The sequence below is a fragment of the Pseudomonas sp. BMS12 genome (genome assembly GCF_001592875.1).
In the GTDB taxonomy this organism is placed as follows: domain Bacteria; phylum Pseudomonadota; class Gammaproteobacteria; order Pseudomonadales; family Pseudomonadaceae; genus Aquipseudomonas.
Map to the genome: position 1 here is coordinate 16,710 of NZ_LSOF01000020.1, position 13,047 is coordinate 29,756.

Sequence of the window (13,047 nt, forward strand, 5' to 3'; positions counted from 1 at the left end):
CTGCTCAGGGGTGGGCGTTGAACCAGGCGAGGACCTTGCCGGGCGATGCGGCGAACCACTCGTGGCCGCCCAGCGGCTCGGTGTAGCGCGCGGTTTCGATGCCCTGCTGGAGCAGGCGGTCGTAGTACAGATCCATGCTCCACCAGGGCACGGTGAGGTCGACGAAGCCATGCAGGAAGTAGGTGGGCGGATGATCGGCCGGCAGCTGATTGGGTAGCACGCACAACGGGCCGCTGCAGGTGGCGTAGGAGCCGGACTGGATGGCCAGGGCCTTGAACTGGCCAGGGAAGGACACCGCCATGCGGCTGCTGTTGTAACCGCCGCTGGAAATGCCGGTGGCGTATTTGCGCTGGCTGTTCAGCGGACCGAAGTGGCCGCTGGCGATGGCGTCGAATACGTTGCCGAGGAAGTCGTAGTCGGTGGTCAGTTCATAGGCCTGGGCCAGTCCGGGAATATTGGTCTGCCAGAACAGGTCGGCCGGCGCGCTGGGGGCGATCACCGCGTAACCGTTGTCGAGCAGGGCGCGTACCAGTTTGCCTTCGTAGTAACCGCCGAAGGGCTGATTGCTGTAGTAGGTGAAGTTGTTCAGCGGGAAGAACGAGCCCTGGTAGATCAGCACCACCGGCCAGCCGTTGGCGGGCGGCGTGCCCAGCGGGGTCTGGTAGATCACCTGGCGGGCGCCGACGATGCCGGAGTCGATCCAGGTGGTCTTGTAGCTGCAACTGACCTTGGCCGGCAGCAGCAGGGTCTTGGCTCTTTCGCTGCAGCGCGAGTCGGCGAAGGCGTTGGGCAGGGCGAACAACAGCAGGCAGAACAGCAATGAGCGGGGCGCGAGCATGAGCGTGATCTCCGTTGTTATTGTGGGTGTCGCGAGCCAAATAGAAACAGGAATTCCGATTCCGTCAAGTGTTAAAGTGCCCGGATTGCGGGGCCTGCAGAGCATCTTTGCCGGGAGATTGGCGGAATAGAGCGGCTGATTCGCTCGCTGCCGAGGGCGAATCAGTTGCCGGAGGAAGGCACGAACCACTGGCCACAGAAAAAGTTCTGTTGGCGGGCTTGTCAGGTGAGCAGAGGAGGTCTAGATTATTTCGGAACCGATGTTCCGATTCCGATAAAAACAACACTGGAGGTCATCGTGGCACACCACGGAAGAGGCTTGGCGGCAGCCAGCCTGGCATTACTCGGCAGCCTGCCCCTGGGCGCTCAGGCATTCCAGGTTCGCTCCGGCGACTGGACCACCTCGCTCGATACTACCGTCTCCTATGGCGTCAGCTACCGCATGGAGGGCCAGGACCGCAAACTGATCGCCCGCGCCAACGGCGGCAAGGGCAGCAATGCCGGGCTGATCAACTCCGACGACGGTAACCTCAACTTCAAGAGGGGCGATCTGTTCTCGGAAATGGCCAAGGTCGTCTCGGAGATGGATCTGCGCTACCAGGACAACTTCGGCGTATTCGTCCGTGGCCGTGCCTTCTACGACTTCGAGCTGAAGGACGATGACCGTCGCCACCGCGAGATCAGCGACGGCGGCCTGGATGAAGCCGGCTCCAGCATCGACCTGCTGGATGCCTTCGTCTACGGCAGCTGGACGGTGGGCGAGCGCGACCTCAACGTGCGCCTCGGGCGCCAGGTGATCAACTGGGGCGAGTCGCTGTTCTACCAGAACGGCATCGGCGCCACCAACCCGGTGGACATCAACGCCCTGCGCGCGCCGGGCTCGGAGATCAAGGAGGCCTATCTGCCGACCTTCATGATCTACGGCTCCTACGAGCTGCACGACAACGTCTCCGTGGAAGGCTACTGGCAGCCGGGCAAGGCCTGGGAAGCCTCGAAGATCGACCCCTGCGGCACCTACTACTCGACGCTCGACCCGCTGGGCGAGGATTGCGAGTACCTGTCCGTGTCCCCCCTGCAGGAACAGGCCACCGCCCTGGCTGGTAGCAGTCTGGCCTTCGACAGCCCGCAGGCGGCGCAGGCCTGGGCCAACGGTTTGCCACCTGGCCTGGTCAACAACCTGCTGCGTGCCTACATCCCGACCACTTTCATGAGCCGCGCCCAGGACATCGATGGCGACGACTCGGCCCAGTACGGCCTGGCCCTGCGCTGGTACGTGCCGGAGCTGAACGACACCGAGCTGGGCTTCTACTACCTGCGTTACAACATGCAGGTGCCGATGCTCGGCATGACCGTCGGCCGCCCCGTGGTACTGCCGGTAGTGGGCGCGCTGCCCGATGCCAGCAGCTCGCGCTACTACGCCGAGTACCTGGAGAAGCGCGACCTGTTCGGCATCAGCTTCAACACCTCGATCGGCGGCGACAGCTTTCTCAATGGCCTGTCCCTGGCGGGCGAGCTGAGCTACCGGCCGGACACGCCGATCGCCCTCGGCCTCAACGAATACCTGCCACTCGCCCTGCTCAATCCGGATGGCCTGCCGGTGGGCAGCAAGCTCGACGGCTATCGCGAGAAGGACATGTATCAGGCCTCGCTGGCGGCCATCTACAACTTCAACGGTCTGTTTGGCTCGGACTCCGCGACGCTGTTCTCCGAACTGGTCGCCAGCCGCGTGCAGGGCCTGGAGTCGGACGTCGACTACTACGAGGCGACCAGCAGTGCCTACGGCGCCCAGGCCAGCATGAACCTGACCTATACCAACGTGTTCAACCTGGTGAACCTTGTGCCCAGCATGAGCTACCAGTACAGCATCAACGGCGTGGCGCCTCAGCTCACCAACGGCCTCGATGAAGAGGCGCAGAGCTGGTCGGTGGGTCTCGACGCCATCTACCAGGAATCGCTGACGGTCGGCGCCAAGTTCGTCGCCTACAGTGGCGGCGGCATTTCCAACAAGCGCACCGACCGCGACTACCTGACTTTCAACGTCAAATACAGCTTCTGAGAGGGATAGCCATGCATCATTCAGGAAAGCTCCACGCCGCATTGCTGGCCACCCTGCTCGTAACCCCGCTGGCGCAGGCCCAGGTCGGCGCCGACCAGGCCGCGCGCCTGGGCCAGGACCTCACACCGCTGGGCGCGGAAAAGGCCGGCAACGCCGACGGCAGCATCCCCGCCTGGAACGGCGGGTTGAACAAGGACAGCGCGGCCTTCGACCCCAAGCTCGGCTACAAGGATCCCTACGCCGCCGACCAGCCGCTGTTCAGCATCAGCGCCGCCAACGCCGAGCAGTACCGCGACAAGCTCAGCCCGGGGCAGCTGGCCATGCTCAAGCGCTACGCCGGCAGCTGGAAGCTCAACGTCTATCCGAGCCGCCGCTCGGCCTCCTACCCGGACAAGGTCTACGCCGCGATCAAGGCCAACGCCACCAGCGCCAAGCTGATCGAGAACGGCAACGGCATTGCCGACTTCAAGGTCGCCACGCCTTTCCCGATCCCGCAGTCGGCTCTGGAAGTGTTGTGGAACCACCTGGTGCGTTATCGCGGTGACAGCGTCAAGCGCTACTACGCCCAGGCCGTGCCGCACGCCAGCGGCGACTACTTCATGACCCAGATCGAGGACCTGTTCCTGTTCAACCAGGACGCCGGCAACGCCAGCAAGGACAACGGCAACGTGCTGTTCTACTTCCGCCAATCGGTACTGGCGCCGGCGCGTCTGGCCGGTACCGAGCTGCTGGTCCACGAGACCGTCAACCAGGTCAAGGAGCCGCGTCTGGCCTGGCTCTATGCCGCCGGCCAGCGCCGCGTGCGACGTACGCCGAACGTGGCCTACGACTCGCCCGGCACCGCCTCCGAGGGCATGCGTACTACCGACAATTTCGACATGTTTTCCGGCGCCCCGGACAAGTACGACTGGCAGCTGATGGGCAAGCAGGAAATGTACGTGCCCTACAACAGCTACCGCTTCGCGGCCAAGACCAACAAGTACGCCGATATCGTCCAGCCTGGGCACGTCAATCCGGACCTGCTGCGCTACGAGCTGCACCGCGTCTGGCACGTACGCGCCACGCTGAAGGCCGGTCTGCGCCACCAGTACAAGCAGCGCGACCTGTATTTCGACGAGGACAGCTACCAGATCCTGGTGGTGGACCACTACGACAACCGCGACAACCTATGGCGTCTCGGCGAGTCCTACACCCTCAACATGTACGACCAGCCGTTGCTGTGGACCCGCGGTGATGCGGTGTATGACCTGATCGGCGGCCGCTACGTGATTGGCATATTGGCCAACGAAGAACCGGCGGACCAGTTTGGTGTGGCTTTGAATCCAACCGACTTCACGCCGGCGCAACTACGCCGCGACAGTCGCCGTTAATCGACGGATATCAACTTTGCGTCAGCTGGAGATAGCTGCAGATCATCTTGGAAAGTTCCCCGGGAACAACTTCCCGGGGCGTCGCCCCGATACTGCCGACCATGGTGAAGTAGTTCAGCCCGGCCAGCAGCATATGGGCACAGAGATCGGCAGCCTGTTCCGGCTGCGGGTGACGCAGGAGAGCCCGATGGTGCAGCACAATACGACCAAGGGCCTGGCCGATATGGGCATTGAGCTGGTGAAAGCGTTGACGGAACTGCGGGTCCATGGAACTGCGCCGGATCAGCGCGCGGAGCAGGCCTTCACTACCGTCGAACAGGCGGATCACCCCGCGGATAAAGGCTTCCACCTCGGCGTCCAGCGGTGCGGCCTCGCGACTCAGGTCCTCGACCAGGTTATCGATTGCGATCCGGTTCTGCTCGACGAAGCGCTCGTGCACGGCGTACAGCAGCACGTCCTTGTCGCCGAGCAGGCGGTAGAAAGTACCGACCGAGGATTCGGCCAGTTGAGCGATCTGGGAAATACCGGTTTCTTCGAAACTATTGTTGGTCAGCAGTTCGGCCGCCACGTTGAGGAAGCGTTCCAGGGCCTTCTTGCTGCGTGCCTGGGTGGGGCTGGCGATGCTGTACATAAATGATTCTCGAGCCGGAGCCAGTCGATTCTAGGGGGTTTGATAGGGCAAGGCAAATTGCCATTTATTGAAGTGAATGGCGTTTATCAAGTTATTGCTTAAAACAACTTTATTAATTATCCGAGTTGCTCGGGTAATGCACTTTTATTGTCTTTTTAATAATCAGTGGATGCACTAATGATCAACTATCTGCATTTGCCCACCGGGCGTTTCGCTTATATCGACCAGGGCCAGGGTACACCCATTCTGCTGCTGCACGGGTTGGGTTCTTCGTTGCTCGACTGGCAACCGCAGGTCGAACACCTGGCGCGCTATTGCCGGGTGCTGGCGCTGGATGTGCGCGGTCATGGTCAGAGCGAACCGCTGCGCGCGCCATCCAGCATGAGCGCGCTGGCGGGGGACGTGGCGGCGTTCATCCAGGCGCTGGATATCGAGCCGTGCATTCTGGTGGGCATTTCCATGGGTGGCATGCTGACCTTCCAGCTGCTTGCCGAGCAGCCGCAGCTGGTGCGGGCGGCGGTGGTGATCAACAGTGCGCCGAGCTTCCCGGTGGACTCCTGGCAGATCAGGGGCCAGATCTGGCTACGCCTCACGCTGTTTCGTCTGTTCGGCCTGCGCGGCCTGGCGCGCATGCTGGCCGGCAAGCTGTTCCCCAAACCGGAACAGCAGGCGCTGCGCGAGCAGGTGAAGCAGCGTATCGCCGGCAATGACCCCGTCTCCTACCTGCATGCCATGCGCAGCATTCCCGGCTGGTCGGCCCTGCCGGCGGTGACGCGGGTGGAGACTCCGTTGCTGGTGGTCAGCGGTGACCGCGACTACACCCCGCTGGCCTACAAGCGTGCCTACGTGGCCCAGCTGCGCAACGCGCGCCTGGAAGTGATCGAGGACTCCGGGCATGCCACGCCACTGGACCAGCCAAGGCGACTGAACCACTTATTGGACGAGTTTATCGCCGCGCATTCGGCGGCTTTGCCTGCCTGACGCCTCGGGAGGGCATGGGTACACTAGCCGCGGACATTCTCTGCGGCCCATTCCATGCAACTGCTCCCCTGGTCTCATCCGTCATCCGCCGGCTTCACCCTGACCGGCTGGCACAGCCCGCCCTCCGGCAAGCCGCTGCTGCATTTCCTGCATGGCAACGGCTTCTGCGGGCGCACCTACGAACCCATGCTGGCGCTGCTGGCCGAGCATTTCGACCTGTGGCTGTGCGATGCCCAGGGCCATGGCGAGACCGAGCATGGTGGCCGCTTCCACGGCTGGAACCGCAGCGCCGAGCTGGCAGTCGAGGCCTTCGAGGCAGGGCGCGGCCTATTCGGCGAGGTGCCGCGCCTGGCGCTCGGCCACAGTTTCGGCGGCGTGCTGACCAGCCTGATCCTGGCGCGCCATCCCGAGCTGTTCCGCCGTGCGGTCATGCTCGATCCGGTGCTGTTCAGCAAGCCGATGATCGGCGCGATGGCGCTGTCCGAGCTGCTCGGTCTGCATCGGCGCAACGTCATGGCGAAGAAGTCGGCAGCGCGCCGGCGCCACTGGCCGGACCGGGCCACGGCGTTCTCCCTGCTGCAGGGGCGCGGTATCTTCCGTGGCTGGGACGATGCGGCGCTGCAGGCCTATGTCGAGCATGCCCTGAAAGATGCCGAGGACGGCGGCGTCGAACTGAAGTGCCGGCCCAGTCGCGAGGTGGATATCTTCAGCTCCTACCCCAAACGCCTGTGGCCGTCGCTGGCCAGGATCGCCACGCCTAGCCTGCTGCTGTACGGCAACCGAACCTACCCCTTCGTAGGCCAGTCGGCGCGGCGCCTGACCGGGCTGAACCCACAGGTGCGTATCGACGAGGTCGAGGGCGGGCACTGCTTCATGCAGGAGCACCCCGCGGCGAGTGCCGAGCGAGTGCGTGCCTTTCTGCTGACGCAGGGCTGAAATGAGCGCCAGCCGCGAGGCTATCTGGCTGGCGCTGTCCGACCTGTGGCTGGACGTCGAGCCCGACGTCACCAGTCGCCTGCACATCATTCGCGTATTGCGCGCCAGCGGCCTGCCACTGGCCGAGCTGGAGCGGATCTTCTACGAGGAAGTGGCACCGGTGGTCTGGCTCAATGGCTGGAGCGTCGCCGGCGTGTGGACGGGGTTCGATGCACAGTGGCTGGCCGAAGCCTGCCGGCGCAACCAGGCCCGCGGGCGTTGGCATCGGCTTCGCTGCCGGCTGTTGCGCTGGCCGATGACCGCCAAGTGCATCGAGGAGTGGCGACTGATTGTCGCCGAGCTGACTAAAACTTGAGCGGTAAGGGCGGGGAGCTAAATCTATGTGCTGCACTTCAGACTGCGCATAAGCATCGTGGCCAAAGCCGCTTGTGTCAGCTCAGAGCGTTAGATTTTTAGGCGAGAGCAGTAGAGGGCAGGCTGATCGGGGCTAGCAACTGACGCCCTGGTTCTTGCCCATTCCGCCAGGTGCTCAGTCCATCCACTCGCGGCCGGCCAGTTCCAGCAGGGTGCTGGCCTGTTCCGGGCCGTTGCTGCCGGCGGGGTAGGGGCGCGGGTCCTGGTAGTTGTCTTGCCAGCCCTTGATGATGGGGTCGACCCAGGCCCAGGCGGCCTCCACTTCGTCGCGGCGCATAAACAGTGTCGAGTCGCCTTCGATCACATCCAGCAGCAGGCGTTCGTAGGCGTCCCAGCGGCGCTTCTGCGGGAAGACCTGGGCCAGGTTGAGGTCCAGATCCATCGGCGTCAGACGCATACCGCGGCCCGGGCTCTTGCCCATCAACTGCAGGCTGATGCGCTCCTCCGGCTGCAGGCGGATGACCAGGCGGTTGGCCTGGCTGCCGTCGAACAGGCGATGCGGCACCGGCTTGAACTGGATGACGATCTCCGAGCACTTCTTGGCCATGCGTTTGCCGGTGCGCAGGTAGAAGGGCACACCGGCCCAGCGCCAGTTGTCGATCTCGGCCTGGATGGCGACGAAGGTCTCGGTATCGCTGTCGTTATCGACATGTTTCTCGAAGTAGTACGCCGGCACCTCCTGTCCGCCGATCTTGCCGGCGACGTATTGGCCGCGCACGGTCTTGTCGTGCACGTCGAGGCCGGCGATGGGCTTGAGCGCTTCGAGGATCTTCACCTTCTCGTTGCGGACCGACTCGGCGTCGAAGCGTACCGGCGCCTCCATGGTGACCAGGCAGAGCAGTTGCAGCAGGTGGTTCTGCACCATATCGCGCATGGCGCCGGCATGGTCGTAGTAGGCGCCGCGATTCTCCACACCGAGGGTCTCGTTGACGCTGATCTGTACATGGTCGACATGGCCGGCGCGCCAGATCGGCTCGAACAGGGCGTTGGCGAAACGCAGCGCCATGAGGTTCTGCACCGTCTCCTTACCCAGGTAGTGGTCGATGCGAAAGACCTGCGCCTCGCTGAATACCGCGCCGATGCTGGCATTGATTTCCTGGGCCGACTCCAGCGAGTGGCCGATGGGTTTTTCCAGCACGATGCGTGTGTCGCTACCGGCCAGCCCGGCGATGGCCAGGTGCTCGGCGACCGCCTCGAACAGGTCCGGTGCGGTGGCCAGATAGTAGATGCGCCCGCGATTGCAGCCGCGGTTGCCGAGGAATTTGCCGAGGCGGCCGAATTCGGCGCTCTGCGACAGGTCCATGGCGAAGTAGTCGAGGCGCGCGGCGAAGCCGGTCCAGGTGTCGTTGTCGAAGTCGCTGCGCGCCACCTGGGCGCGGCAACGGCGCTCGGCCAGGGCCTGGTAGGCGGCACGATCGAGCTGGTTGCGGGCGACGGCGACGATGCGCATGTCGGCAGCCAGACGGCCGTCGCGGTGCAGGTGGTAGAGGGCCGGCAGCAGCTTGTGCAGGGCCAGATCACCGGTACCGCCAAAGACCAGCATGTCGCAGGGGCTGTTCACGAGAAGACTCCGGCTGGGTTTGCCTGTGCGGGGCGAGCGTTCATGTAGTATAACTACAAGCTCACTACAGCCCGATCATAACAGGCCGAGTGAAATCGCCGCGAGGCCGGGTCTTTACCCGTTCGCCGCTTTTACACTGCGCCGCCCATTCAGAGTCCTGCCTGTGAATCTTCTGCAGCATATCGCCCAGTCCCGTCACCTGCTCCGCAAGTCCGAACTGAAGGTTGCCGAACACGTCCTGCAGGACCCTTCTGCGGTGATGCACAGCTCCATGGCCGACCTGGCCCATGAGGTCGGCATCAGCGAGCCAACCATCGTGCGCTTCTGTCGCGCCATCGGCTGCAGCGGCTTCCAGGACCTCAAGCTGAAACTGGCGCAGAGCCTGGCGGCGGGGGCCAGCTTCGGCCAGTTCTCGATCAGCGAGAACGACTCGGTGGCCGATTTCAGCCTGAAGATCTTCGATACCACCCTGCATACCCTGATGGAGGTGCGCGAGCGCCTCGACCCCCTGGAGCTGGAGAAGGCCATCAATGCCATCGCCAATGCCCGGCGTATCGAGTTCTATGGCTTCGGTGCCTCCGGTGCGGTGGCGGCCGATGCCCAGCACAAGTTCTTCCGCCTGCTGCTGACCGCGGCGGCCTACTCCGACCCGCACATGCAGGCCATGTCGGCGGTGACGCTCAAACCGACCGACGTGGCCATCTGCATCTCCCAGTCCGGGCGCTCCAAGGATCTGCTGATCACCGCCAACCTGGTGCGCGAGTCCGGCGCCACCCTGATCACCCTGTGCCCGGGGCAGACGCCGCTGGCCGACCTGGCCACTGTCAGTCTGGCCATCGACGTACAGGAAGACACCGAGATCTACACCCCGCTGACCTCGCGCATCGCCCACCTGGTGGTGATCGACGTGCTGGCCATGGGCGTGGCCATGGCGCGTGGCCCGGACCTGGTCAACCACCTCAAGAGCGTCAAGCGCAGTCTGCGCAGCCTGCGTCTGTCGCCCAAGTCGGTGCGCAGCGCCGAGGACTGAGGGCGCCCTGTAGCCAGTTCTTCACGCAAAGTTCATCGCGCCGCCGCCTTAGCGTCATGGCAGCTGCGCAAGCTGGGGGCTCGTTCTCGGATCAGGAGCCCCGCGATGAACCTGCATCACGCCGAAGCCGTCCACGACAGCAAGACCCGGCGCAAGCTGGAAGACCAGCGGCGCATGGCCTTTCGCCGCGCCATCGAGGATTACGCCGAGCAGCGCCGTCTGCAGAGCGAACTCGATGACTACCCCGAGCTGATTCCCGCCGGCTATCTGCTGGCCAGCGCCCAGCGCAACGCGGCCTGATCGCGGTGCCCGCGGCGCCATTGCCCGCGGGTTGCCCGATCCTGCGAAGTTATTGCCCGGTTCTGCCGATCTGCGTGTGGGCCGACGACAGCGGCCGCACGCCCATCTAGAGTGATGTTCTGCCTCGCTGCGCATGGCGTACGTGGGCGAGCGCGACTTGCCGGCCCCGACTGCCGGTTATCGAAGACCAGCCTGAAACAAGGTGGCAGACCATGATTACCCTGAATATCAACGGCCAGGACCGTGAGTTGGACGTGGCCGACGACATGCCGCTGCTCTGGGCCTTGCGCGACGTGGCCAATCTCACCGGCACCAAGTACGGCTGCGGCATGGCGCTGTGCGGCGCTTGCACGGTGAACGTGGAGGGTCAGCCGACCCGCTCCTGTGTGACTCCGGTGTCGGCGGTGGCCGGCAAGCGTATCAGCACCATCGAGGCGGTCGGCGAAGACGCCGTGGGCAAGGTGGTGCAGCAGACCTGGCGTCAGCTCGACGTGGTGCAGTGTGGTTACTGCCAGTCCGGCCAGATCATGGCCGCCACGGCGCTGCTGAGCGGCAACAAGGCGCCGAGCGACGCCGATATCGACGCGGCCATGAGCGGCAATATCTGCCGTTGCGCCACCTACGTGCGGATTCGTGCGGCGATCCACGAAGCCGCCGGCAAGCTGGCCTGAGGAGGCGCGCAGACATGGGCAAGATCGAAACCCCCGATAGCGCCGCCCGCGGCATTCTCAACCTCAGTCGTCGTTCGCTGCTCAAGGGCTCGGGTGGGCTGGCGCTGGGCATCTTCTTCGCGCCGCTGCTGCGTGGCGGCGAGGCGCTGGCGGCCGCTGCGCCGTTGGAGCCGAACGCCTTCGTGCGTATCGACCCCGACGGCACGGTGACCGTGCTGGCCAAACATCTGGAGATGGGCCAGGGCAGTTACACCGGCCTGGCCACCCTGCTCGCCGAAGAGCTGGATGCCGACTGGGACAAGGTGCGCGTCGAAGGCGCGCCGGCCGATGTGAAGCGCTACAACAACCTCGCCTTCGGCCCGATGCAGGGCACCGGCGGCAGCACCGCCATGGCCAACTCCTGGGAGCAGATGCGCAACGCCGGCGCCGTGGCCAAGGCCATGCTGGTGGCTGCTGCGGCGCAGCGCTGGGCGGTGCCGGCCAGTGAAATCAGCGTCGACAAGAGCGTGCTCAGTCACGCCGGCTCCGGCCGTAGTGCCGGTTTCGGCGAGCTGGTCGAAGCGGCGGCGGCGCAGCCGGTGCCCGAGCAGGTTCGCCTCAAGCAGCCGCAGGACTTCAAGCTGATCGGCAAGGTCGAGCTGCGCCGCAAGGACAGCTCGGTCAAGACCGATGGCAGTGCCCTGTTCACTCAGGACTTCAAGCTGCCGGGCATGCTGGTGGCGATGGTCGCCTATCCGCCGCGCTTCGGTGGCGTGCCGCGCGCTGTCGACAGCAGCAAGGCCAAGGCGGTACGCGATGTGGTCGCGGTGGTGGAATTCCGTGATTTGCCGCATGGCCGTTCAGGTGTTGCCGTGCTGGCGAAGAACACCTGGGCCGCGCGCCAGGGGCGCGATGCGCTGGTGATCGATTGGGACGAGAGCCAGGCCTTCACCCTCGGTAGCGCGGAAATTCTCGCCCAGTACCGCGAGAGTGCTGGCCAGCCTGGCCTTCCCGCCACGAGCAAGGGCGATGCCGCGGCTGCGCTGAGCGCGGCGGCGAAAACCATCGAGGCCGAGTACGAGTTTCCCTACCTGGCGCATGCGGCGATGGAGCCGATGAACTGCCTGGTGAAGCTCTCCGCCGAGCGTTGCGAGATCTGGAACGGCGAGCAGTTCCAGACCGTCGACCAGGCGATCATCAGCGGCTACCTGGGCTTCCAGCCTGAACAGGTTTCGCTGACTCAGCTGTATGCCGGCGGCAGCTTCGGGCGTCGCGCCAGTTCGGTGTCGGACTACCTGCTGGAGGCGGTGGCCATCGCCAAGGCGGCCCGCGCCCAGGGCGTCGAGGCGCCGGTGAAGATGGTCTGGAGCCGCGAGGACGACACCCGTGGCGGTTACTACCGGCCGCTGTACCTGCACCGCGTGCGCATCGGCCTGGACCAGGCCGGCAAGCTGCAGGCCTGGCACAACCGCATCGTCGGTCAGTCGATCATTGCCGGCACCTCTATGGAGCCGTTCATGGTCAAGGAGGGGATCGACCACACCTCGGTGGAAGGCCTGTCCAACCTGGCTTACAGCGTGCCCAACCTGCAGGTGGAGCTGAGCACGCCGAGCAACATCAAGGTGCCGGTGCTGTGGTGGCGCTCGGTGGGCCATACCCACACCGGCTACGTCGCCGAAACCATGATCGACGAGGCCGCCGTGGCTGCTGGCAAGGACCCCTACGCCTTTCGTCACGCTCTGCTGGACAGCCGTCCGCGGCATCGCGGGGTGCTCGAACTGGCAGCCGAGCAGGCCGGCTGGGATCAGCCACTGGCGCCCGGCGCTGCGGGCGAGAAGCGCGGGCGCGGCATCGCCGTGCACGAGTCGTTCGGCTCCTTCGTCGCCCAGGTCGTCGAGGTGACGGTCAAGGCCGACGGCAGCTATCGTCTCGATCGCGTGGTCTGCGCGGTGGACTGCGGCATCGCCATCAACCCGGACGTGATCCGCGCGCAGATGGAAGGCGGCATCGGCTTCGGCCTGGCGGCGGCGTTGCATGGTGCCATCACCCTGCAGGAGGGGCGCGTGGCGCAGTCGAACTTCCATGACTTCCAGGTGCTGCGGATGAACGAAATGCCCAAGGTCGAGGTGCATATCCTGCCATCGGCCGAGAGTCCCACCGGCGTTGGCGAACCGGGCGTGCCGCCGCTGGCACCGGCGCTGGCCAATGCGCTGTTCGCCGCCACCGGCGTGCGTCTGCGCAAGCTGCCGTTGCCGGCGCAGATCACGGCCTGACGGCGATC

Annotated in this window: 12 protein-coding genes; 9 read left to right on the forward strand and 3 right to left on the reverse strand. The window is 64.8% G+C overall.

The window, feature by feature from the left end:
• Positions 1 to 4: 4 nt before the first annotated feature.
• A complete protein-coding gene (locus tag AYB31_RS18690) occupies positions 5 to 838 on the reverse strand; it encodes an extracellular medium-chain-length polyhydroxyalkanoate depolymerase (protein WP_068830491.1) in 834 nt (277 codons plus the stop codon).
• 318 nt (positions 839 to 1,156) lie between these two features.
• Between AYB31_RS18690 and AYB31_RS18695 the strand changes: the two genes are divergently transcribed.
• Positions 1,157 to 2,893 carry a DUF1302 domain-containing protein gene (locus AYB31_RS18695; RefSeq protein WP_068830493.1) on the forward strand — a complete coding sequence of 579 codons (1,737 nt, stop codon included), beginning with the start codon at positions 1,157 to 1,159 and terminating at the stop codon, positions 2,891 to 2,893.
• An 11-nt stretch (positions 2,894 to 2,904) separates the two neighbouring features.
• Positions 2,905 to 4,263 (forward strand): DUF1329 domain-containing protein, encoded by a 1,359-nt coding sequence (locus AYB31_RS18700; protein WP_068830495.1) that lies wholly within the window; start codon positions 2,905 to 2,907, stop codon positions 4,261 to 4,263.
• A 10-nt stretch (positions 4,264 to 4,273) separates the two neighbouring features.
• Here the strand turns inward: AYB31_RS18700 and AYB31_RS18705 are convergent, their stop codons facing one another.
• Positions 4,274 to 4,894, reverse strand: a complete 621-nt coding sequence (locus AYB31_RS18705) for a TetR/AcrR family transcriptional regulator (RefSeq protein ID WP_068830497.1) — start codon at positions 4,892 to 4,894, stop codon at positions 4,274 to 4,276.
• Between the two features lie 177 nt (positions 4,895 to 5,071).
• On the opposite strand from AYB31_RS18705, the gene AYB31_RS18710 reads away from it, so the two are divergent.
• Genes AYB31_RS18710 through AYB31_RS18720 form a run of 3 tightly spaced genes read left to right on the forward strand, consistent with a single transcriptional unit; the run spans position 5,072 to position 7,166 of the window.
• A complete protein-coding gene (locus AYB31_RS18710) occupies positions 5,072 to 5,875 on the forward strand; it encodes an alpha/beta fold hydrolase (RefSeq protein ID WP_068830499.1) in 804 nt (267 codons plus the stop codon).
• Between the two features lie 54 nt (positions 5,876 to 5,929).
• Positions 5,930 to 6,811 (forward strand): alpha/beta fold hydrolase, encoded by an 882-nt coding sequence (locus AYB31_RS18715; RefSeq protein WP_068830501.1) that lies wholly within the window; start codon positions 5,930 to 5,932, stop codon positions 6,809 to 6,811.
• Between the two features lies 1 nt (position 6,812).
• Positions 6,813 to 7,166 (forward strand): DUF7079 family protein, encoded by a 354-nt coding sequence (locus AYB31_RS18720; RefSeq protein ID WP_068830503.1) that lies wholly within the window; start codon positions 6,813 to 6,815, stop codon positions 7,164 to 7,166.
• A 174-nt stretch (positions 7,167 to 7,340) separates the two neighbouring features.
• On the opposite strand, the gene zwf is transcribed toward AYB31_RS18720, so the two are convergent.
• Positions 7,341 to 8,768 (reverse strand): glucose-6-phosphate dehydrogenase, encoded by a 1,428-nt coding sequence (gene zwf / locus AYB31_RS18725; protein WP_236715582.1) that lies wholly within the window; start codon positions 8,766 to 8,768, stop codon positions 7,341 to 7,343.
• Between the two features lie 181 nt (positions 8,769 to 8,949).
• On the opposite strand from zwf, the gene hexR reads away from it, so the two are divergent.
• From hexR to AYB31_RS18745, 4 genes are all read left to right on the forward strand, one after another.
• Complete coding sequence (gene hexR / locus AYB31_RS18730; protein WP_068830508.1) at positions 8,950 to 9,816, forward strand: transcriptional regulator HexR; 867 nt, start codon at positions 8,950 to 8,952, stop codon at positions 9,814 to 9,816.
• Positions 9,817 to 9,921: 105 nt separating this feature from the next.
• Complete coding sequence (locus AYB31_RS18735) at positions 9,922 to 10,116, forward strand: PA3496 family putative envelope integrity protein (RefSeq protein WP_068830510.1); 195 nt, start codon at positions 9,922 to 9,924, stop codon at positions 10,114 to 10,116.
• Between the two features lie 212 nt (positions 10,117 to 10,328).
• Complete coding sequence (locus AYB31_RS18740) at positions 10,329 to 10,787, forward strand: (2Fe-2S)-binding protein (protein ID WP_068830512.1); 459 nt, start codon at positions 10,329 to 10,331, stop codon at positions 10,785 to 10,787.
• A gap of 14 nt (positions 10,788 to 10,801) precedes the next feature.
• Positions 10,802 to 13,039: a xanthine dehydrogenase family protein molybdopterin-binding subunit gene (locus AYB31_RS18745; protein WP_068830514.1), complete on the forward strand. Its 2,238-nt coding sequence runs from the start codon at positions 10,802 to 10,804 to the stop codon at positions 13,037 to 13,039.
• The last annotated feature ends 8 nt before the right edge of the window (positions 13,040 to 13,047 follow it).